Raw genomic sequence first — 22,103 nt, 5'->3', positions numbered from 1 at the left:
CTGACTTCGACCGTGACCCGGGATCCGTCCGCCGCCCAACAGGGTTCGGACGGATCCGCAATGTCCGGATCCGTGGAACGGAAAAATAGCCCCTGATCTGCAAATACTCGGACAATTCCGACCTTCGCACCCTGCATCCGATCGACCCGGATCCAATTCCACAGCGACCCGGGCCGATCGAACGACATCAACAGCCCTAAGCCGAAGCGTCCCGAAGCTTCGCGACCTCATCCTCCGTCAGCGTCAACTCCGCCGCCGCGACCAATGCCGGCAACTGCTCCACCACTCGCGCCGAAGCGATCGGCGCGGCAACCGTCGGCTGCGCCCCGAGCCACGCCAATGCCACCGTCGCGATCTCGACCCCCCGGGCCTGCGCCACCTCATCCAACGCCGCCAGCACCTTCTGCCCGCGCTCACTGGCAAGCAGCTTCTCCCCACCCGCAGCCCGAGGACTCTGCACGGATGCACCCGCACGGTACTTCCCGGTCAAGAACCCCGACGCAAGCGCGTAGTACGGCACCGCCGAAAGCCCGTGCCGCGCAACTACTTCCTGCAAATCCCCCTCATACGTCTCCCGAGACACCAGGTTGTAGTGCGGCTGCAAGGCCACATACCGCGCCACCCCCTCCCGCTCGGAGAACTCCAACGACTCCACCAACCGCTCCGCCGAAATATTCGACGCCCCGATAGCCCGAACCTTCCCCTCCCGCACCAACTCGTCGAGAGCCGTCAGAATCTCCCCGACCGGCACCTCGGGCTTGTCGAAGTGCGTGTAATACAGATCGATGTAATCGGTCCCCAGCCGCCGCAACGAAGCCTCCGCCGCCGCCTTGATATTCGCACCCCGCAACCCCTGAAACTCCGGATGCTGACTGACCTTGGTAGCGATCACCACCTCCCCCCGATTCCCCCGCTCCCGCACCCACTCCCCGATGATCCCCTCCGACTCCCCACCCTTGTTCCCCGGCGCAAACGCCGAATAAGAATCAGCCGTATCGATAAAGTTCCCCCCAGCCGCCGAATATGCATCAAGCACCTCGAACGACTGCCCCCGATCAGCAGTCCACCCGAAAACATTCCCCCCGAGCGACAGCGGGAACACCTCGAGCCCAGAATCACCAAGCTTGCGCAAAGAAGTCATGCCGTAATCCAACACCCCCAGGCCCGAGGTATTCCACCCAACACACCGCTCCAGCTGCACTCCCGCTGAAACCTATCACGCCCATCCGCCGCCCTATCTCCAAGCCTCGACAGCTCCGACCGTACAAAAATTCAACGCGAGCGGTCCAACATTCGCATCCAAAATAGTATTTGCAGCGAAGACGGATCAGCAAGAAAAGCTCGATAACTGTCGGCACCCCAGTAGACGCTGATCATAGCTATGTTCTTGCCTGGGTAGCTTTGGAGAAATTCAACCAACCTTTCCGTTTGCGCCAAAAGCTCGAGGTTGGAGCCAGTCCGCCGCAATCTCCGCATGTAGGTTCCGAGCAGGCTCACGGTCGACATCTCACCTACCCGAACGATAGCGTCATCTTCAAGCCCAGCAGCTGCATCAGGCTCTATAGACCCATCGTCGACACAAACTGCAAGCATCCTCATCAGTTCGGACGAATCCATGGCCCCCCATTAATACTTACCTCAGCGCCACGAACGGTACCCAAGATTGTGACCTCCGATTCATAGTAAGGGTAGGCAACTCCCGGAACTCGATGATAACCGGGACCATCGGCATTAGGAATCCGCATCACCACACCGGGTCCACCACCATCTTGACTCTCAATTAATGCCATGTCCTCGTAATCGGTCGACCAAGATGTGAAGGAGCTATCCGTCTCACCACCCGCATGAGCGTTCGGATCCGCATTCGGACCCCACCGTGGTTCAGCTACTCCCTGTTGAGCATTATCATATGCACGTTGCCACTCGAGCGGACTCCTATCATGAGCATACTTAACCCCTCGGTACAGGTATGGTTCTTCAGCGGCGTCCCAGCTCCCTCCGTTCGAGCAGCCTCCGTTACAACTATCTGGAGTTAATCCGAGCGGGTCGCTCCAGGTGATGGGGTTGTGGGGATACATACCCGGGTTGGGCGAGGGCGCAAGTCCCAGCGGATCACCGGTAAGAAATCTACCGATAGCTGGATCATAGTAGCGATGCAGACTGTAGTGGAGCCCGGACTCAGAATCATGAATCTGTCCTGAAAATCTTAGCGGTGACGTCGCATTTCCACTCCAGGTCGTTTTACCCCACACATCTACGACTGCGGACGAAAAGGTGCTTCCCTCCGCCATGTCGATCAACTCGATTGGCGATCCAACCAGGCTGGTTACGATAGCGAAGAATTGTCGGTCGATGGCCAGCTGGTCGGTGGTTTGAGTTAGAGGAATCCATGTACCAGGGCGGTAGTGCCAGCGATTTGTTGCGGTCGCGGTAATTTGCTCAACAACGTGAGTGCCGTCCCAGATGTAGTCGAAACGTTCCAGGACAATACCGTCTGCGTCTATGCGTTGCTTGACTGCACGTCGGCCAAAGGCGTCATAGGTGTAGTGCCACCACTGACCCGCAGGGGTTTGGATATCCGTCAGCTGGTCGAAGCTGTTGTAGCGGTAGTGCCAGATGTCGGGTTTTCGGGAGAGGCGGGTAGTGACTTTGCGGGTGAGGCGGCCGGATTCGTCGTAGTGGTAGCGGGTGCGGCCGTCTCGGATCAGGAGGTTGTCGCGGTATTCGCGGGTGCCGTCGTTCGAGGGAGCGAGTTGAGCGTCGGCGGGTTCGGGGAGGGTGGCTGTCGAGGTGTGGCTGCTGGTGATGTTGCTCAGCGGGTCGTAGGTGTAGCGCTCGGTGGGGGTGCCGTTGTGGGCCAGGGTGGTGATTCGGCCCAGGGGGTCCAGGTCGTAGTCGCGGTGGGTCGGCGGCTCGTCGGGGTGGTGGGTGGTGTGGGTGGTGATGTATCCGTCCGGGCGCCAGGAGTATTCGTCGGTTCGGATGGAACGGGGACCGGAGCGGTCGGTGGAGTCCAGGCCCAGGTTCAGGAGGCGGACGGGGTTGGCGATCACGTCCTGGCGGACCAGGCGGCCTGCGATATCGCGGGTGTTCTCGACCGCGAGATCGCCGAGTCTCCAGCGGGAGAGCTGCCCGGCGGGGTCGTAGTCGAAGTCGATGTCGTGCCCGTCGGCGGTCAGACCGCTGGGACGTCCTATGTAGTCGTAGCGCCAACGGGTTTCGGCGCCGGAGGGAGTGATGCGACGAATACGACGGCCGTGCTGGTCGTGCTCGAACTGCATCGGCGACTGGTGGTCGAGTTGTTGTGAGAGGAGTTCACCGGTGCGGGAGTAGACGAATTCGAGGCTGTGCGTGGCCGACTCGCCGCGACCGCTGACCGCGTTCACAACGCGGCCGGAGATGTCGTGGGTGTAGCGGATCCAGTCCCCCGCGTCGGTGACTATCGCGGTGAGGCGACCGAGGATGTCGTGAGTGTGGTGACGGGTTACGCCGGTCGCGGGGGTAACCGTGGCGACCCGTCCGGCGGAGTCGATGGTGTAAGTGGTTGTGGCACCGGCGTAGTCGGTTTCCGATACCAGGCGGCCGGCCGCGTCGTAGCTGTAATGCCAGGTTTGCCCGTTGGGGTTGGTGACGCCCGTCAGGCGGCGTTCGGTATCCCAGGCGTACGTGGTGGTCGCACCCGCCGGGTCCGTGCGGGCAGCGAGCAGATCGAACGCGCCATAGCGGAAGCTGGTGACACCGCCCGCGGCATTGGTATGGGCGAGGAGGTTGTCTTCGCCGTCGTAGACCCATGATTCGGTGGAACCGTCCGCCGCCGAACGCGTGAGAAGCCGTCCGGTCGGGGACCATCGGTGGAGGGTGGATCCGCCGAGCGGATCGAGGATGCGAAGCGGCCGGCCGAATCCGTCTCGCTCGATTCGTGTTTCCGCCCCGAGGGGGTCGACGATCCGGACAGGCAAGCCCGCGACATCGACATCGATTCGGGTGATCGCGCCGTTGGGCTCGGCGATCGTCGCGACCGCACCGCACCCGTGATGCGTGAAGACGATTCGATTTCCAGCGGGATCGGTGGTGGCAGAGAGATTTCCGTGCTGATCCCACTCTCGTTCCCGCACTGTCCCGTCGACATCGGTGATGCGGGACGGGCGATGACGGAACACATACTCGAGTTCCATCGTCTCGCCGTCGGGGCGCGTGATGGACGCTACGTCGCCCTGCTCGGTATAGGTGTATCGGGTGGTCGCACCGTCCGGGGCGACGACGACGAGAGGGTTTCGGTCGCGGTTGTAGTCGTAATGCGTACGCGCACCGACGGGATCGCGCACATCGCGCAGTCGCAGATCGGTGTCGAAACCGTTCACGGTGGTCGCGCCGAGGGAATCCGTGTAGGTCGTGACGCTGCCGGTGCCGTCACCGAAATCGAGGTAGTCGAATTCGGAGTCGAGAATCCCCGACGAACCGCGTTGGCGGATGATGCGGCCGCGTTCGTCATAGGTGTTGAGCATGTAGTTGTCGTTGGAGTCGGCCCAGGACAGCATGCGATCGGACTCGTCGTAGGTGAAACGAGTGGTGCCGCCGTTGCCGTTCGTGACCGTGACCAGTCGGCCCGCGCTGTATCCGAAACCACGGACGGAAGTTGGCGTTTCGCCGTCCAGCACCGCGAGGCCGATGACCCGACCGTGTGCGGTGGCAACGCTGACGCGGTAGCCGCCCGAGTGGGTGATCTCCACCGGGTTGCCGTCGGCGTCGTAGTGGAATCGGATGCGGTTCTGGTGGCGGTCGGTGATCGCGGAGATCGCGTAGTTGCCCAGGGCGACGTCCAGACCGGCCAGCGCGGATTCAGGGGCGAAGTGCCAGATCAGTTCTCGGTCCGGGTCCCAGACACGGTAGCCGCCGACGTCGGTCCGGGTGAGGGTCCAGCGTTGCGCTCCCGCGAGCGGGACCACCGGCGTATCCGATTCGGGGTTCGGGTAGGCGAGCATGACGCCGTCCTCGGCGATCAGGGTCACGCCCTGTTCGCTGACCACAACGCGCATATCGAGGGTGGCGGACCAGGAAGGACCGAACCACCGACCGAATCGATAGTCGGAGCGGTGGCGGCGTTTCAGCACCAACCCCAGCACACCGGGCAGGCTCAGATCGGTTTCGGGGAGTAGGAATTCGCCGGTCGCCACGTCCACAGGATCTCGGCATACCTTGACCTCGTCCGGTTCCCGGTCTGACCTCGCCCCGTCATCGGCCACGGAATCATGCGCCCCGCTGTCATCGTGTGCACGGCTCGCGGCGTCCGGATCGTCCGGCGAGTGTTCCGGCTTGTCGGTCTCGCCGCCCGGTTCGTGGTCGGACCCGTTCGGTGCATCGTCCTCGGGTGCTCGTGTGTGCTGCGGGTCGTCGGCCCGGTTCGGGGAGTGCTCGTCGCCGTCGGCGTGGTCCCGATCGGGCGAGGGTCGATCACCATTCGAATGATCGCGATCCGGCGAACGCTGGTCGCCATCGGAATGATCGCGCCCCGGCGAATGTCGGTCGCCACCGGAATGATCGTGGTCCGACGGAGATCGGGAATCGCCTGACCAGTCGGGGGAATTCTCGTCGGGGTTCGGGCGGGCGCGAGTGTCGTCGGGTGTCCGCTGGCCGTCACCGTCGGCATGGTCCCGTTCGGGAGAACCCGAGCGGTTGTCCGGTTCGTGGGGCTTGGCGGCATCGGGGTCCGACTCGTGGGGACGGCCGGAGTTCGGATCGTGGTCTTCAGGGTTTCGGGCGGGACGTTCCGGAGAATCGTGATTGGGGCGGCCGCCCTCCGAATCGCGGCCGGGAGCGCGGGAATTCGCGGGGTCGGAGGTTCGCGGAGCGTTGGATTCGGGTGCACGGGCGGAGGGAGCCTCGGGCGCGCGCTGGGCGGGGTTCGGCCTGGCGGTATCACCGGCGTGCACGGATGACGGTGTGGTCGAACCATTCTGGGCCGGATCGGTGTTCGCCCGCTGGGACGGGGTTTCGGCGTCGCGGTGCGTGTTCGGGGAGTCCGAGTGCGGCGCTGCCGAATCGGGCTCCGAGGTAGCGCGGGTGGCCGGAGCCTCGTGCCCGGCCGAGTCCGCGTGTGGACCGGCTGTGTTCGGATCGTCGTGCGGGCGGGACTGCGGTGAATCCGGTTCGGGCGAGCGGGTTCCCGGCTCCGGACTTCGGTTCTCCGGAGCCGATCGAGAGTCGGGTGCTTCGGGCGATCCCGCGTCGGAACGGGTTTCGGGTGTAGCCGCACGCTCGGGCGCATCGGCGTGTGGCCCCGCCTCCGGGCTATCCGAACGCGGCGAAATCTCGGAACGGGGTGGGATCTCCGGGGTCTCCGACCGCGGCGGGGTCTCGGGCACATCGGAGCGCGGAGGGGTCTCACTCTCGGGCCGGGCGGGAGATTCGTTGTGCGGCTGCGACTCCGGCCCATCGGAGCGCGTCGGCGCCTCGTGTGGCGACTGATCGACGTTGTGTATCGCATCCGGCGAATCGGACTGGTGGACAGAGGGTTCGGGGCTGTCGTGTGCCGGCGGCGAGGAGTCCGGGGAATCTGGCTTGGCGGCCGGTTCGGGGGCTTGGGCGTGCTCGGGAGCCTCGGCGCGGGAGGGGGTTTCGGGCCGCGCGGCGGGACTGTCAGGACGCGCCGCCGCGTCGATCGAGGAGTGTGGTCCCGGACCGGCGTTCTCGGGGACGCCGGCGTGCGGGCTGTCGGGCTTCGGATTCGGTGCGAGAGAATCCATTTTGGGCGCGTGCGGACTACCGACATCCGGCAAGCCGTGGGTGGGGACGTCATCGGCCAAGCGAGTGACCCGCCGCGTCGCGTCGCCGACCTTGTCGAGTGCCGAGACGACCGGCTTCGCACTCCCCGCGCCGCCGGTGGCGACACTGATCAGCACATCACCGGTGAGCTGGCCCGCGAACTCGAACGGATTGGTGCGCGCGTCGTTCGCGAACGCGTCGACCATCGCCTTCGGGTCCGAGACCGCGACCACCAATCCGGTGCCGAGATCGCTCATGGCCGAAAGGTATTGGGCCGGATGAGTGACGTTGTAGGTGTCGCCGGGGTTCACCGAGCGGATGAACTGCACCATGCTCGTCAAGCCGGTGAGCAGACCGGACCCGAAGCTGTTCTTCGCCGCCTCACCGATATCCATCAGATCGGTGGCGTCGGCCAGCAGTTTCGAGGTGAACGGGGGCTCAGTGGGCGCGCGACCGGTGGCCTCGGCGATCTTGGCGGCGGCTTGGGATGCGGCGGTGTCGCGGCGTTCGCGCGCGTCGTGCAGGATCTGGCGGGCGTTGTCGCGGATCGGCGTCCAGGTGTCGGCCAGCGGTCCGTGTTGCTTCTGCTGGTCCCCGGACAGAGACTTCCACCACGCTGTCTTGCTGCGCGCCTCGGCGACCGCCCGCTTGTACTCGGCGATCGCATCTGCCGCACTGGCCTGCGCCGCGACGACCGCATGAGACCAGCCGTCCAATTCGGTCGCGGCGGTGGTGAACGATTCGGCACTGTCCCACCACAGTTTCGGCTGTTTGTCGTAGACGGCGTTGAATCCGTCAGCGCCTTCGCCGGTCCAGTCGGCCGCGTCGATCGTGCGCAGTGCGTCACCGGTCGAGGAGATCGCGGTGGCCATCTCGCGCAGGGTCTGCACCACCGAGTCGATCTCCGAGGGTTCGCCGCGGATCAACTCCTTCGGGTCCTCGCTCTGCCCGAGTTCGCGCTCTACGACCTCACCGCCGGTGGCGGAAACGATCTGGTCACCCAGGTCGTCCAGCCACTCCCCCACCCCGTCCGCACCCACTTTGTCGGCGACGGCGGAGGCGGCGTCCAATGCCTTGTCAGTCAGTTCGCCGACCTTCTCGACACCCTCGTCCCAGCTGTGATCGATGATGTCGACGAGATTGTCGATACCATCCCAGATCCCCAACGATCAGCCTTCGGGGTCCAGGATGGCTGCGGCCTGTTCGGCCCCGTCGGTGTCCCAGCCCGCCTTCGGGAGCCCGCCGTCGGACGGCACCAGCAGACTGGCGGGGTTCGACAGGACGTTGGCATTGGCGAGAGCCTGCGGTCCGACGGCCTGCACCACATCCCAGTTCTTGTCCATCTTCTCGACGGCCTGATCGAACGACGATTGGGAGTAATCGGAGTTGATCATCTGGTTGACGGGGTTGTCCGCGAGGGTCTCACCCCACGTCCGTTCCTTGATCTGATCGCTGGACAGGTGCGGATTGCCGAGCAGATGGGTGTACATCTGCTTGAAGGTGTCCGACGACTGCTGCTCCATCATGTAATAGCGCCCGGCGGCCAGACCGAGCGTCTCGGCAATCGAGTTGCCTGCCTGCACCAGGGACCGCACACCCCACGACCAGCGGCTGGTGAACTCCTCGAAGCCCTTCTGCACCGCCTCTTTACCGGCTTCCAGCGGAGTCAGGGTCAGCAGCGAGAAGCCACGGCCGGACGACGCCGTCTCCTTGACTCCCAGATCCGACAACTCGCCGATGACCGCGGTGATCCCCTGGGCGGCCTGCACCAGTACCTCCGGCGCGACGTTCAACTGCTCCGCCACGACTACACCCCCTGCTCCTGCGAAATCTGCTCATCGGTCACATTCGGCGGGAACGCCATCGGTGCCGCTCCCGTGATATCCACCGTCACCCCCGTCGGTTCCGCGCATCCGGCCGCGTATTCGGATAACCGCGATCCGCTCACAGTGCGGTACGGGTACTCGCGCTGCGGGTCCAGTTCACCACGTTCGGACAGCCAGTGCGCGTACTCCTCGACCCGGGTGAAAGTACAGATCCAGTCGACTCCGCCGTAGGAGGAGGTCATGATGCGCGAACCCGGGGCGAGCGGCACGAGCAGAACAGCCGCGTCGAATGCGTCACGGAGCGCGGGCGGATTTCCGAAACCGGCGTAGAACGCGTCGATCTCCGCGCGTAGCACTGCGATTCCCGGCCCCAGGTCGATCATGAAAGGAACCTCCCCGTGTTCACCTCGACCGTTCCCTTTCCGAACGATCGGATGCCAGCTTAGCGGTGTCGATGAGTGGCGGCCGCGCGGACGAGGCTCGCCGACAGATAGCGACGCCCGTCGAGAGGCTCTCTCATGACGAGCTACAGCTGATCACACCTAGGGTCGTTTAGATCTGGGAAGTTTGCTGACTACGGCTTCGTAGGAGTGGTCTATGAGTTCGAGGAGTTCGTCTTCGGGGATCTTGCCGCCGAGGGTGATGGTGTTCCAGCCGTAGCGGCCTATGTAGGAGGAGGGGGTCACGTCGGTGGGGTAGGCGTGGACGAGCTCGTCGGCTTCCTCGCGGGTTCGGCCGCATTTGAGCCCGATGGAGGTGGTGGTGTCGCCGAGGAAGGCGAAGATCTTGTCGGCGACCTTGGCGACCACGTCGCCTTCCCAGGGTTCGTCCTGCCAGGCACCGGGTTTGGCGAGGCAGTAGGCGAGGAGGTCGTCGTCCAATGGGGGTCCTCAGACTGGGAGTAGGCGGCCGACCACGGTGGTGAGCTGGCGGGCCGAGCGACATTCGTGCATCTCGATGATTTCGGCGTACTTCTTGGCGGCGGAGTCGCCTGTGCCCCATTGCTTTTCAGCTTCGGGGTTGAGCCAGTAGGCGTGTTTGGCGGTGGCGACCAGGCCGCGGAGGGTGGCCAGGGCGGGGTCGCGGTAGTTGGTGCGGGCATCGCCGAGGATCAGCAGGGAGGTGCGGCTGGTGACGGCGTCGGGCCAGTTCTCGGCGAAGCCTTCCAGCGCCGAGCCGTAGTCGGAATGGCCTTCGATGCCAACGACTTTGGACTCGGTGAAGATGCGGCGGGTGATCTGGTCCAGCGGGGTCGAGGAGTCGAAGAGCTGGGTCACCTCGTCGGATTGATCGACGAAGGCGAAGATGCGCACGCGGGAGAACTGTTCGCGCAGGGCGTTCACCATGAGCATGGTGAAGCTGGAGAAGCCCGCCACCGAACCCGAGATATCGCACAGCAGAACGAGATCCGGGCGGCCGGGTCGAGGCTTGCGGGTGACCAGGTTGACCGGGACGCCGCCGGTGGACATGGACTTGCGCATGGTCTTGCGCAGATCGATCTCACCGCGCCGGGAGCGACGACGGCGAGCGGCCAAGCGGGAGGCCAGGACTCGGGCCAGGCGCTGGCTGCTGCGGCGCAGTTCGTCGAGCTCGTTCTGCGAGATGCGCAGGAAATCGGCGTCCTCGGCCTGGCGGGCCACGCCGTAGGTGGCCACCCGTTCGCGGCCGATGCGTTCGGCGACGCGACGACGCGTCTCGGCTTCGACCGTGCCCCGGAAGGATTTGATGCGCTGGCGGGCGGTGCGCCTGCCGATCTCGTCGTCGAAGCCCGAATCGTCCATGCCCTTGGCGAGACCGGCGAGGATCTTGCTGACCAGGATCTCCGGCTGCAGGTCCTTCAGCGCCTGGTACGCGGAGAAGGACGGTCCGCCCGCGGCCTGGTACTGGCCCATCTGCTCGACCATCTGCGCGGCGAGCGCCTGCAACTGCTGCGCCTGCTCGGGCGACGGATCCTGCATCAGCAGCTCCGCCAGCATCTTTCGCAGTTCGATGATGTCCACGCCGCCGTCGGGGCGATACGGGATCTCGATCTCCTGCGCGCCGCTGCGCGCGCCGAGCGCGGCCGGGAACCACAGGTCGAACATGCCGTCGAAGGTGCTGCGCTGGGTGGTGCGGCGCAGCAGCGCGCACGCCAGGCCCTCGCGCACGGCCTCGCGGTCCATCAGGTCCAGCACGGTGAGCACCTGCCCGGCATCCACCGTTTCGGACGGGCCGACGGGAATTCCCCTGGCGCGCAAGGCTTCCACGAAGCCGACCAGGTGTCCGGGAATGCCGTGCTCGGCCGTCGGCCCGGGCACCGGCGCGGGTTTGCGGGCGGCGGGCGTGCCCGTCACCGCCCGCACCGCGGCCGAGACCAGGCCGCGCGCGTTGTTGGGCGCCCCTGCGTTCGGCGCCCCTGCGTTCGGTGCCCCGGCCATGTCAGGCCAGCTTCAACTCGGACAGTGCGCGCACGTGGTCGGCCTGATGCTTGAGCACCACACCGAGCGTGGCGCGCACGGTCTTGTCGTCGATGTCCTTGGCGCCCAGCGCGAGCAGCGTGCGCGCCCAGTCGATGGATTCCGCGACCGAGGGCAGCTTCTTGAGCTGCATACCGCGCAGCACGTGCACGATCCGCACCAATTGGGCGGCCACGGCGGGCTTGAGCTCGGGCACCCGGCTGGCCAGGATGCGACGCTCGAGCTCCTCGTCGGGGAAGTCGATGTGCAGGTAGAGGCAGCGGCGCTTGAGCGCTTCGGACAGTTCGCGGGTGGCGTTGGAGGTCAGCACCACGAACGGCTTGCGCACCGCGGCGATGGTCCCGAGCTCCGGCACGGTGACCGAGAAGTCGCTCAGGATCTCGAGCAGCAGGCCCTCGATCTCGACGTCGGCCTTGTCGGTCTCGTCGATGAGCAGCACGGTCGGCTCCGAACGCCGGATGGCGGTCAGCAGCGGGCGCTCGAGCAGGAACTCCTCGGTGAAGACGTCGGCTTTGGTCTCGGCCCAATCGTTTTCCGACGACGCCTGGATGCGCAGGATCTGCTTGGCGTGATTCCACTCGTACAGCGCGCGGGCCTCGTCGACGCCCTCGTAGCACTGCAGGCGCACCAGCTCCGCGCCCGCGACCTCGGCCACCGCCTTGGACAGCTCGGTCTTGCCGACACCGGCAGGGCCCTCGATGAGCAGCGGCTTACCGAGCCGGTCCGCAAGGAAAACCGAAGTGGCGGTGGCCTTGTCGGCCAGGTAGCCGGTGCGGGATAGACGCTCGATCACATCGTCGACCGACGCGAAGATCGGCTCCTGTACGGGTGCGTTCTGAGGAGCCACTGGTGCTGTCCTTCCTTCGGGATGCGGGGGCCGTCGGCTCCCGCACTCCACTGTGCCTACCTTCGCATTGTGCCGATGCCCGGGTACCGGCCTGCGACCGGTGCCCGGTTTGTCCTACACGGGCCGGATCTGGCCGTCGCCCCACACGATCCATTTGGTGGAGGTCAGCTCGGGCAGGCCCATCGGGCCGCGCGCGTGCAACTTCTGGGTGGAGATGCCGATCTCGGCCCCGAACCCGAACTGCTCACCGTCGGTGAACGCGGTGGAGGCGTTGACCATGACGGCCGCGGCGTCGACCCGGCTGGTGAACGCGCGCGCCGAGCGCAGATCGGCGGTCACGATGGCCTCGGTGTGCCCGGTGCCCCACCGGTTGATGTGGTCGATGGCGGCGTCCAGGCCCGGGACCACGGCCAGCGCGATGTCCAGGGACAGGTATTCATCGGCCCAGTCGGTGTCGGTCGCGGGTACCAGACCCGGCAGATCGCCGTGGACGGTGACGCCGTTGTCCTCGAGCGCCTTGATCAGCCGCGGCACGGCGGCCTCGGCGATGGCCTCGTCGATCAGCACCGTCTCGGCGGTGTTGCACACGCTCGGGCGACGGGTCTTGGCATTGATCAGGATGCTCTCGGCCATGTCGAGGTCCGCGTCGGCGTGCACGTAGACGTGGCAGTTGCCGGTCCCGGTCTCGATGGTGGGCACCGTCGCATCGCGCACCACGGCATTGATCAGGCCCGCGCCGCCGCGCGGGATGACCACGTCCACCAGGCCGCGCGCCTGGATCAGGTGGGTGACGCTGGAGCGGTCCTCGGCCGGGAGCAACTGCACGGCGTCCTGCGGAATCCCCTGTGCGGCAAGCGCTTCGCGCAACACCTCGACCAGAGCGGCATTCGAGTGCACGGCGGAGGAGGAACCGCGCAGCAGGGCGGCGTTGCCGGATTTGAGCGTGAGCCCGAAGGCGTCGACGGTGACGTTCGGCCGCGCCTCGTACACCATGCCCACCACCCCGAGCGGCACCCGCACCTGACGCGTCTCGAGGCCGTTCGGCAGCGTGGAACCGCGCACGACGACACCGACGGGATCGGGCAGTCCGGCCACCTGACGCAGGCCGGAGGCGATGCCCTCGACTCGCGCCTCGGTCAGCCGGAGCCGATCGAGCTGCGCGTCCGCGGTGCCACCGGAGGCGGCGGCGAGAATGTCCTCGGCATTGGCGGCGAGGACGCGATCCTTCGCGGCGAGCAGTGCGTCCGCGGCGGCGTGCAGTGCGGCGTCCTTCTCCGCGGTGGTGAGCTGAGCCAGCGTGCGCGATGCGACCCGGGCCCGGCGCGCCGCCTCGTGCACCACGTCGCGGACAGCGTCCAGTTCGGTGGCAGTTCCTGCAGTCATGGGTACAGCCTACTGACCTGCTGTCGGCCGCTCGCGGCGCGCATGGGAGTCCACATGCCGCCGCCGATCGCGAGCGGCGATACCGGGATCAGCAACCGCCTTCACGTCGCGATCGCCCGGCTCGCCCGGGCTCGGATCGACCGGCGCGGGTGGGTCGCGCCGTCTACGGTGACCTCATGACCGCGAGCATCCGGCTGTCGTCGCCGCCCGGCCGTTGGGTTCTGCTGGCCACCGTCCTGGGATCGGGCATGGCCATGCTCGATTCGACCGTCGTGAACGTCGCGCTACCCCGCATCGGCGACGATTTCGAGGCCTCCATGGCGGGCCTGCAGTGGACGGTGAACGCCTACACGCTGACCCTGGCCGGGTTGATCCTGCTCGGCGGGTCGCTGGGCGACCGGTTCGGGCGCAGGCGGGTGTTCGTGATCGGCGTCGTGTGGTTCGCCATCGCCTCGGCGTTGTGCGGTGCCGCACAGGATATTTCGATGCTCATCGCGGCGCGAGCGCTGCAGGGCGTCGGCGGCGCGCTGCTGACGCCGGGATCGCTGGCGATCATCCAGGCGTCGTTCGCCCAGCAGGACCGGGCGCGTGCGGTGGGCGCGTGGTCGGGCCTCGGCGGCGTGGCCGGCGCTCTCGGACCGTTCCTGGGCGGCTGGCTCGTGGAGGCGGTCGGGTGGCGCTGGGTGTTCCTGCTGAACATCCCGCTCGCGGTGGTCGTGGTGCTGGTGACCGCGAAACACGTTCCCGAGACCCGTGATCCGGACGCGCACGGCAAGTTCGACGTGCTGGGCGCGGCGCTGGCGGCGTTGTGCCTGGCCGGAATCACGTACGCGCTCACCATGGCTCCGGAGAAGGACACCAACCGGGCGCTGGTGCTTGCCGCCGCCGTCGTGGGCATCGCGGCGGGTGTGGGGTTCGTCGTCATCGAACGCAGGCGCTCGTCGCGCACCGACGGCCCGGGAGCCATGCTGCCGGTGGACGTGTTCGCCTCCAAGCAGTTCACGGCCATCAATGCCGTCACCTTCGTGATGTACGGCGCGATGAGCGTGGTCTTCTTCCTGCTCGTGCTGACACTGCAGGTCGTGGCCGGTTTCAGTCCGATCGTCTCGGGTGCGGCGATGCTGCCGGTGACCGTGCTCATGCTGTTGTTCTCCGCGCGCGCGGGCGCCCTGGCGCAGCGGGTGGGCCCGCGTCGGCCGATCGCCGCCGGTGTGCTGCTGGCCGCCGCGGGCATGCTGCTGATGGCCCGCATCGGCGAGCACACCTCGTATGTCACCGATGTGCTTCCCGCCGCGATCATCTTCGGCGCGGGCCTGACCCTGGCCGTGGCGCCGCTGACCGCCACGGTGCTGGCGACCGCCGACGAGCGGCACGCGGGCGTGGCCAGCGGTGTCAACAACGCGGTGGCCCGCGCGGCCGGACTCCTTGCGGTGGCGGCGATTCCACCGCTCGCGGGGTTGACGGGTGCGGCCTACACCAATCCCGCCGACTTCGAGCACGGATTCCGCATGGCGATCATCTCCTGCACCGTGCTGATGGTCGCCGCGGCGATTCTCACGGTCTTCACCGTCCGCGACGACGCCCTGCGCGCCGCACCCGAATCCGCCGAACCGCTGTGCCGAGTGAACTGCCCGGTCGCCGCACCCCCGCTGGAACCCTCTCGCGTGGCCGGGGAATACGGCCCGACTCCGACCCGTTAGGTTGGTTGCCATATCCACGAACGTGCTGACCAGTCGAAAGGCCCGGCCATGACCGAATCGAATTCCCCAGCGGCACACTCGGAACCGGTGATCACCGAGGTGACCGACACGGTCCCCCGCTTCTTCCGCGTCAGCGTCGACGGCGAACGCGCGGGCCTGACCTCCTATGTCGACCACGGCAACCAGCGCATCTTCTTCCACACCGAGGTCGACGACCGTTTCGCCGGTCGCGGCCTCGCCGGCCGTCTGATCGGCGCCGCCCTGCAGCAGACCCGCGCCGCCGGCAAGCGCATCGTCCCCATCTGCCCCTTCGTCGCGGGCTACCTCCAGAAGCACCACGACTACGACGACATCGTCGACCCGGTCACCCCCGGAGCCCGCGCGGCGGTCGACTCCGCCCTGGGCTGAACGCATTTCGCCGCCGAGTCACATCGACGGGTCGAGCCCGCCCCGCCGATCGCCGGGCGTGCGACCGAGTACACGGCGATACGCGTCGATGAACGCACTGGGAGACGCCCACCCGCAGTGGTGCGCGGCAGCGGTCACCGTCTCCCCTTCCGCGAGCAATCGCACCGCTCGGTGCAGGCGCAGACGCGTGCGCCACTGCGGATAGGTCATCGCGAATTCGGTGCGGAAGAGGCGGGTGAGGGTGCGTTCGCTCGCGCCGACCGCGCGGCCCAGATCAGCGAGCGGCCGACTCGTGGCGAGGTCGTCCTCCACGAGGCGGCAGGCTCGGCGAAGCCGGTCGTCGCGGGCCACGGGCAGCGGCAGGGACTGATCGGGGCTGCGGGCTATTCGATCCAGCAGCACCTGCCGCAGTCGCAGCACCTCCGCCTCGGGCAGGTCGCCGGGATCCGAGCAGGTGATGATGAGTTCCCGGAGCAACGGATGCGCCGCGATCACGGCGGGCGCGCCGCGGCCCGGCATCGGATCCGGCGCGAAGCCGACGCAGTGAAATCGCGTCGGTCCGTAGAAGCTGTGCTCGTGCCAGTATCCGGCGGGAATCCAGATGGCGCGGTCGGCGGGTGCGATCCACGAGCCGCCTTCGGTACGGACCTCGGCCGCACCGGAACTCGGGTACACGATCTGATGCTGATCGTGCCGGTGCCGACCGATCCGCGCGCCACCGGCCAGTACCTGCGATGCGGTGGCGCCTTTCGCATCGTGGCGGATTTCCGACATGATGTGGCATTTTATCGGAAGCCCGCCATCACGCTCGGTTCGTACGCTCATCGGACCGAATGAGGGGAGGACCCTGCGATGGTGAGCACCGACGCGGTCACGACGGCCGGCGACGATACCCGCTCGGCGTGGAATCGCATGCGGCACTGGGCGATCGCGCACGCGGTCGATGATTTCTACCAGGGACTGGTGCCGGCGAGCATCCCGTTCTTCGTGCTGGAGCGGGACTACAGCTATGTCGCCGCCTCCGGACTGGCGCTGGCGGCGACGCTGGGAAGCGCACTGCCACAACCGATCCTGGGCGTCGTCGCGGACAGGTGGCGACTGCCCTGGCTCGCACCCGCGGGCGTCGCGGTGGCGGGCATCGGCGCGGGCGCTTCCGGCCTGGCCCCCTCCTATCCCCTGGTGTGGATTCTGTTGCTGCTGTCCGGACTCGGCGTGGCGGCCTTTCATCCCGCCGCCGGACGCGACGCGCGGCGCGCGGCCGGGGCGAGCGCGGGCGCGATGAGCTGGTTCGCGGCGGGCGGCAGCGTCGGGTTCTTCCTGGCTCCCGCACTGGCGACGCCCGCACTCGACGCGTTCGGAGTGGGTGCGACGGCCCTGTTCCTGCCGCCCGCCGTGCTGATGGGGTTCGTGCTGTGGCGGCATCAGCAGCGAACGAGCCGTCACCACGCCACCGCGAGCACGGCGGCGGGTCCGGACCGCTGGCTGCCGTTCGCGATTCTCACTCTGGTCGAGGTGATTCGCTCGACGGTGTTCATCGGCGTGAACACCTTCATCGTCCTGTACTGGATCAACCATCTGGGGGCGTCCCGGACCCTGGGTGGGGCGGCGCTGACCGCGTTCCTCGTGGGTGGCGTGGCCGGAACGCTGTCGGGTGGTCGGCTGGCCGATCGGATCGGGCTGGTCCGCACGATCCAGATCGGCGGTCTCGCAGTCGTTCCCGCGTTGATCGCGGTGCGCGTGACACCCGATCCGGTGTGGGCGCTCGCCCTGGCCGCGCTTGCGGGCTTCACCGCCAACATCCCCTTCGCCGTCCTGGTGAAACTGGGTCAGGACTATCTGCCGAGCCGCCCCGGCACCGCCGCGGGCGTCACCCTGGGTCTGGCCGTCAGCGCGGGTGGGCTCTTCGCTCCGATCCTCGGCGCGATCGCCGACGCGCACGGCCCGCAGGCCGCCCTCACCACCCTGTGCGTCCTGCCGGTGGCCGCCGTCGCACTGGCCGTGTTCCTACCCGAACCGGCATCGGCATGACCGGCGATCTCGACGCACCGTCGCGGAAGAGCGGCCGAGAGGGACTACCGTGCGGGTATGGCGCGAATTGTTGTGGTGGGCAGCATCAATATGGATGTGGTGACGACCGTGGGGCGGCGGCCGGAGCCCGGGGAGACCGTGAACGGGGAGGGGTTCTCGCTGGTGCCGGGCGGGAAGGGGTCGAATCAGGCGATCGCGGCTCGGCAGGCGGGGGGTGAGGTGGATTTCGTGGGGGCGGTCGGGGACGACATGTTCGCGACGGCGCTGCGAGAGGTGTTGAGCGATGCGGGAGTGGGGGTTTCGCGGCTACGGGAGGTGCGGGGGGCGAGCGGCGTCGCGGCCATCGTGGTGGACGGGGGTGGGGAGAACAGCATCATCGTGGTGGGCGGGGCGAACTCGACGATGACCGAACTCGAGGCCGCGGATCTGGATGCGATCGCGGCGGCGGATGTGCTGATGTGCCAGTTGGAGATTCCGGAGCGGACGGTGCTGGCCGCGGCGCGGCACGCTCGAGCACACGGGACGACCGTGCTGTTGAATCCCTCACCCGTGCGCGAACTTTCGCCGGAGTTGTGGGCGGAGATCGATGTGGCGGTGGTCAACGAGGGTGAGTCCGAGCAGCTGGAATCGGAGCTCGCGGCGGTTCCGCACGTGATCGTCACGCTGGGAGCGGCCGGGGCGAAGTACCGGAGTCCGCACGGCTCCACGCTGTCGCATCCGGGTGTGCGGGTCGAGGTGGTGGACACCACCGGAGCGGGCGACACGTTCACCGGAGCGCTCGCGGCGCAGTGGCATCGGGGCCCGGAGGTGGCACTCGCCTGGGCCTGCACGGCGGGCGCGCTGGCGACCACGAAACTCGGCGCCAGCGCGTCCATTCCACGGCAGATAGAGATCGAGCAGCTGCTCAGCGACAACCTCGAACTGAGCTAGGAGGCGCTGGCCGCCGGAGTCTTGCGGGTGTGCACGGCGACCAAATCGGAGATCTGCCTGCCCACTCGCTCGATCGGGCCGGTGCTGCGGGTCGCGAGCGACATGACCACCGCGCCTTCGACGGCCGCGACGATGGTGGTCGCCAGCGATCGCGCGGTCTCGGGTTCGACGTCCTCGGCCTCGAGCCGATCGGAGAGGATCTGCTCCCACTCGGTGAAGGTCTCACCCGCCACGTCCGCGGCATCGGAGGACTCCGCGCGACCGAGCGCCGCGGCGACGATGGGGCAGCCCGCCGCGAAGTCGGACGCGATGAGCCCTTCGCGCCACATGGCCGGGAATGCGGCGATGCAGGAGGCCAGGTCCGCGCCCGCGGTGAAGGTGCGAATGGCGGCGCTGGAGGCTTTCCCCGCGGTGCGGGTGGCCTCGGTGACCAGCTCGGCCTTACCGCCCGGGAAATTCAGGTAGATCGAGCGACGGGAAATGCCGCTGTGCTCCAGCAGTTGCGAAATGCCGGTGCCTGCGATGCCGTAGCGGCGCATGAGGTCGATGGCACTGTCGACCAGCCGATCACGGGCACCCATGACACGCACCTCTTCCTGTATACCGATCGGTCTAGACAAGTGTAGCGCCTTTCGCTGGACACCTTGCCAGAACAGTGACCGAAAGGTGCGCGCGACCTCGTGCAACCAGACGAACGCGGCGAATATGCCCGCCACCGAGAGCGAATTACCGATACCCATCCGTGGATCAGCTCCGGCGAGAATGCGGCGGATTCCACATGGACAGAACCCCCCACGCTTGCCGGATGGGGATCAAGGCATTACCGTTTTGGTAAACCGATCGGTCTACCCGGTGGTAGATCCGCTCCGACACCCCGACGAGTATTCGAGGTTCCGCGATGCCCGCACTGCACGATCCACTGCCCTTGGCCTCGGGCCAGGTGCTCCCCAACCGAATCATGAAGTCCGCCCTGAGCGAGGGCCTCGGCACCGTCGACAATGCCCCCGACGAGCGCCTGGAACGACTCTACGCACGCTGGAGCGAGGGCGGCTACGGCTTGATCGTCACCGGCAATGTGATGGTGGATCGACGCCACTGCGGAGAACCGGGGAACGTCGCGATGGAGGACGAGCGCGATCTGGACGCTCTGACGCGATGGGCGAAGGCGGGTAAGAACGGCGGCAGCAAGGTCTGGGTGCAGCTGAATCATCCGGGGCGGCAAGCCAATCCGATCGTCACCCGGACCCGGGCCGTGGCCCCGTCGGCGATCGGGCTCGGCATTCCGGGTATCCCCGCACCGCGCGCGCTGACCGAGGACGAGATCCTCGACATCATCGCCCGCTTCGGGGCGGCCGCACGGGTGGCCGAGGCCGCGGGCTTCGACGGGGCTCAGATTCATGGCGCGCACGGATACCTGGTGTCGCAGTTTCTGTCTCCGCTGTCGAATCAGCGCACCGATTCCTGGGGCGGGGATCCGCAGCGACGCAGGCGATTCGTGCTCGAGGTGGTGCGCAGCATCCGCGCCGCGGTGAGCCCCGGGTTCGGCGTCGGCATCAAGCTCAATTCGGCCGACTTCCAGCGTGGCGGTTTCACCGAGGACGAGTCCCGCGCCGTCATCGAACAGCTCTCCACCCTGGACCTGGATCTCATCGAGATCAGCGGCGGCAGTTACGAATCCCCCGCCATGATGGGTCGCCCGCGCACCGCCTCGGCCCGCACCGCGGCCCGCGAGGCCTACTTCCTCGACTACGCCGAGACCGCCCGCCGGGCCGCCGGATCGGTGCCGATCGCCGTCACCGGCGGCTTCCGTTCGCACGCCGCCATGTCCGATGCCGTCGAGAGCGCGACCTGCGATGTGATCGGTCTGGGCCGGCCCACCGCCGTGATCCCCACCGCCGCAGCCGATCTGCTGACCGAGCGCACCGATGTGCTGCGCACCCCGTCCATCTCGCTCGGCGTACCGCGGCGCCTGGCCGCCACCAGCGGGGTCAAGGTGTTCAACGGCGCGATCGACCTGCAGTGGCACACCGATCAGCTGCATCTGCTGGGTGCGGGCGAGAACCCCGATCCGGGCCGCTCCCCCTGGCGCACCGCCGTGATCATGGCGCGCCGCAACGGGTTGGACGCGTTCCGCAGCAAGCGATCCGCCGCTCCGCGTTCGACCGCCGACCGGGCCGCGCGCAAGTTCGCGCGAGAGCGCGCACTCGGTCGCGCCATCATGAACCCCACCGTCCGCGCTCTGGACAAGATCGGTGTACGGACCACCCTGGCCACCGAGATCGAGACCATCGGCCGCAAGTCCGGCGAGCCCCGCCGCGTCCCCATCTCGCTCCTGCCGGACGAGTCCGGCGCGTGGGCCATCTGCCAGCACGGCCTGCGCTCGGGCTGGGGGCTCAACATCTCGGCGAACCCCGCCATCCGTGTGCGCCAGGGTGATACCTGGCGCAACGCCACCGCGGTCCTGCTGCCCGAGGACGACGTGGTCGCCCGCAGCAAGACCTTCGCGCCGCACCCGCTGCTGGCTCCGGTGGCCCGAGCGGCCTTCGCCGCCCTGGAAACCGCACCGATCACGGTCAGGATCACCTTCACCGATTGACGCCCGCCCTCCGGTGAACAGGACGCCATCGGGAACGAGTCCCCCACGCCGCCCGGGTGAACGCCGCGACGGGCCGGGCGGTGTGGAGAACGGCGTTCGGCGCAGCGGACCGCCGCGCCGAACGCGACGGGGTACTCAGAGCCCGGGCCGCACCAGGATCTGAATGTGGTCCTCGGGGTTGCGCAGCGAGTCGATCGCCCCCGCTACACCGTCGAGGCCGACCTCGTCGGTGATCAGCGACGCCGCGTCCACGGTGCCATCGGCGATGCGGTGCAACGTCTTCGCGTACTCCTCGTGCGGGTAGACCATGCACATCTGCAGGGAGATGTCCTTGTAGATTCCGACGATCGGCCGGATCACGTCCTCGGTCATGACCGCGCCGATCTGCAGGATGGCGGTCTCGCGCGGCACCTTGTACATGAGGTCGTTGAGCAGACCGGGCACCGAGGCGCACACCCAGACGTGCAGTTTCTGTCCGGGAGAGGCCAACTCACCCCACACCTCGATCGGATCCTCGACCGCCGGATCCACGGCTCGGTGCGCGCCGAGCCGAATCGCCGCCTCGCGCCGTAACTTCGACGGATCCGAGGCCACGATCGGCGCGACGCCGCGCTCGGCCAGCGCCGCCACCGCGCCGAGACCCACCGGGCCGCAACCGATCACGACCCCGGTGCCCTCGGGGCCGATGCCGGTGCGCGCGACATTGCCGAAGCCGACCGCGAGCGGTTCGGTCATGGCCGCGACGTGCGGGGGCACGTGCCGCGGAATCGGCTCGAGCGCCATGGCCTGCAACACCATGCGCTCGCCGTAGCCGCCGGGGAAGTCGTTGGAATACCCTACGCCGTGAATACCGCCCGCCGTGTCCAGCGCCCACGGGAGCGCAACGACGTTCTGCCCCTCGACGAATGGCGTGTCCGGTCCCGCGCCGATGACCCGGGCCGCGAGTTCGTGACCCATAACCAGATCGCGGTGCGGGTCGAAGAGGAAGGTGGGAACGCCACTGTCGCGAGAGGCCTGGAGGAATTCGTCGGTGTAGTCCAGCGCCTGTTTGTCGGAGCCGCAGACTCCGCAGGCGATCGTCTCCACCAGCACCTGGCCGGGGCCCGGTACCGGTTCGGGAACCTCGTCGACCACGAGCTTCCGATTGCGCATGACAACCGCGCGCAT

The 22,103-nt window shown here is 67.4% G+C and carries 16 protein-coding genes; 5 read left to right on the top strand and 11 right to left on the bottom strand.

Annotated elements, in window-relative coordinates:
- Positions 1–196: 196 nt before the first annotated feature.
- From NJ1_RS12525 to NJ1_RS12490, 8 genes are all read right to left on the bottom strand, one after another.
- Entirely contained in the window at positions 197–1,132 is a 936-nt protein-coding gene (locus NJ1_RS12525; protein WP_218025185.1) for an aldo/keto reductase, read from the bottom strand.
- 466 nt (positions 1,133–1,598) lie between these two features.
- Positions 1,599–7,928 carry a putative T7SS-secreted protein gene (locus NJ1_RS12520; RefSeq protein ID WP_067692270.1) on the bottom strand — a complete coding sequence of 2,110 codons (6,330 nt, stop codon included), beginning with the start codon at positions 7,926–7,928 and terminating at the stop codon, positions 1,599–1,601.
- A gap of 3 nt (positions 7,929–7,931) precedes the next feature.
- On the bottom strand, positions 7,932–8,567 hold the full coding sequence (locus NJ1_RS12515; RefSeq protein WP_067692267.1) for a hypothetical protein: 636 nt from the start codon (positions 8,565–8,567) through the stop codon (positions 7,932–7,934).
- A gap of 2 nt (positions 8,568–8,569) precedes the next feature.
- Complete coding sequence (locus NJ1_RS12510; protein ID WP_067692264.1) at positions 8,570–8,971, bottom strand: hypothetical protein; 402 nt, start codon at positions 8,969–8,971, stop codon at positions 8,570–8,572.
- Positions 8,972–9,130: 159 nt separating this feature from the next.
- Positions 9,131–9,469, bottom strand: a complete 339-nt coding sequence (locus tag NJ1_RS12505; RefSeq protein WP_067692261.1) for an MmcQ/YjbR family DNA-binding protein — start codon at positions 9,467–9,469, stop codon at positions 9,131–9,133.
- Positions 9,470–9,478: 9 nt separating this feature from the next.
- On the bottom strand, positions 9,479–11,005 hold the full coding sequence (locus NJ1_RS12500) for a vWA domain-containing protein (RefSeq protein WP_084478070.1): 1,527 nt from the start codon (positions 11,003–11,005) through the stop codon (positions 9,479–9,481).
- Position 11,006: 1 nt separating this feature from the next.
- A complete protein-coding gene (locus NJ1_RS12495; RefSeq protein ID WP_067692257.1) occupies positions 11,007–11,891 on the bottom strand; it encodes an AAA family ATPase in 885 nt (294 codons plus the stop codon).
- 114 nt (positions 11,892–12,005) lie between these two features.
- On the bottom strand, positions 12,006–13,274 hold the full coding sequence (locus NJ1_RS12490) for a glutamate-5-semialdehyde dehydrogenase (RefSeq protein ID WP_067692254.1): 1,269 nt from the start codon (positions 13,272–13,274) through the stop codon (positions 12,006–12,008).
- 176 nt (positions 13,275–13,450) lie between these two features.
- On the opposite strand from NJ1_RS12490, the gene NJ1_RS12485 reads away from it, so the two are divergent.
- Complete coding sequence (locus tag NJ1_RS12485) at positions 13,451–14,974, top strand: MFS transporter (RefSeq protein WP_067692878.1); 1,524 nt, start codon at positions 13,451–13,453, stop codon at positions 14,972–14,974.
- A 48-nt stretch (positions 14,975–15,022) separates the two neighbouring features.
- Positions 15,023–15,382 (top strand): GNAT family N-acetyltransferase, encoded by a 360-nt coding sequence (locus tag NJ1_RS12480; protein ID WP_067692251.1) that lies wholly within the window; start codon positions 15,023–15,025, stop codon positions 15,380–15,382.
- Between the two features lie 18 nt (positions 15,383–15,400).
- On the opposite strand, the gene NJ1_RS12475 is transcribed toward NJ1_RS12480, so the two are convergent.
- Complete coding sequence (locus tag NJ1_RS12475) at positions 15,401–16,156, bottom strand: AraC family transcriptional regulator (RefSeq protein ID WP_067692248.1); 756 nt, start codon at positions 16,154–16,156, stop codon at positions 15,401–15,403.
- Between the two features lie 78 nt (positions 16,157–16,234).
- Here NJ1_RS12475 and NJ1_RS12470 point away from each other — a divergent pair, with 78 nt between their 5' ends.
- Both NJ1_RS12470 and NJ1_RS12465 read left to right on the top strand, forming a co-directional pair.
- Positions 16,235–17,410 (top strand): MFS transporter, encoded by a 1,176-nt coding sequence (locus NJ1_RS12470; RefSeq protein WP_245717352.1) that lies wholly within the window; start codon positions 16,235–16,237, stop codon positions 17,408–17,410.
- Between the two features lie 57 nt (positions 17,411–17,467).
- A complete protein-coding gene (locus tag NJ1_RS12465; RefSeq protein WP_067692246.1) occupies positions 17,468–18,340 on the top strand; it encodes a ribokinase in 873 nt (290 codons plus the stop codon).
- On the opposite strand, the gene NJ1_RS12460 is transcribed toward NJ1_RS12465, so the two are convergent.
- Positions 18,337–18,921, bottom strand: a complete 585-nt coding sequence (locus NJ1_RS12460) for a TetR/AcrR family transcriptional regulator (protein WP_067692244.1) — start codon at positions 18,919–18,921, stop codon at positions 18,337–18,339. The genes NJ1_RS12465 and NJ1_RS12460 overlap by 4 nt on opposite strands.
- Positions 18,922–19,238: 317 nt before the next feature.
- Here NJ1_RS12460 and NJ1_RS12455 point away from each other — a divergent pair, with 317 nt between their 5' ends.
- On the top strand, positions 19,239–20,936 hold the full coding sequence (locus tag NJ1_RS12455; RefSeq protein ID WP_067692241.1) for a nitroreductase family deazaflavin-dependent oxidoreductase: 1,698 nt from the start codon (positions 19,239–19,241) through the stop codon (positions 20,934–20,936).
- 135 nt (positions 20,937–21,071) lie between these two features.
- On the opposite strand, the gene NJ1_RS12450 is transcribed toward NJ1_RS12455, so the two are convergent.
- Positions 21,072–22,103, bottom strand: coding sequence for a zinc-binding dehydrogenase (locus NJ1_RS12450; RefSeq protein WP_067692238.1), 1,032 nt, complete (start codon positions 22,101–22,103; stop codon positions 21,072–21,074).

The organism is Nocardia jejuensis NBRC 103114, from assembly GCF_001613145.1.
GTDB classification, from domain to species: domain Bacteria; phylum Actinomycetota; class Actinomycetes; order Mycobacteriales; family Mycobacteriaceae; genus Nocardia; species Nocardia jejuensis.
This window is presented reverse-complemented; position numbering and strand designations above follow the sequence as displayed.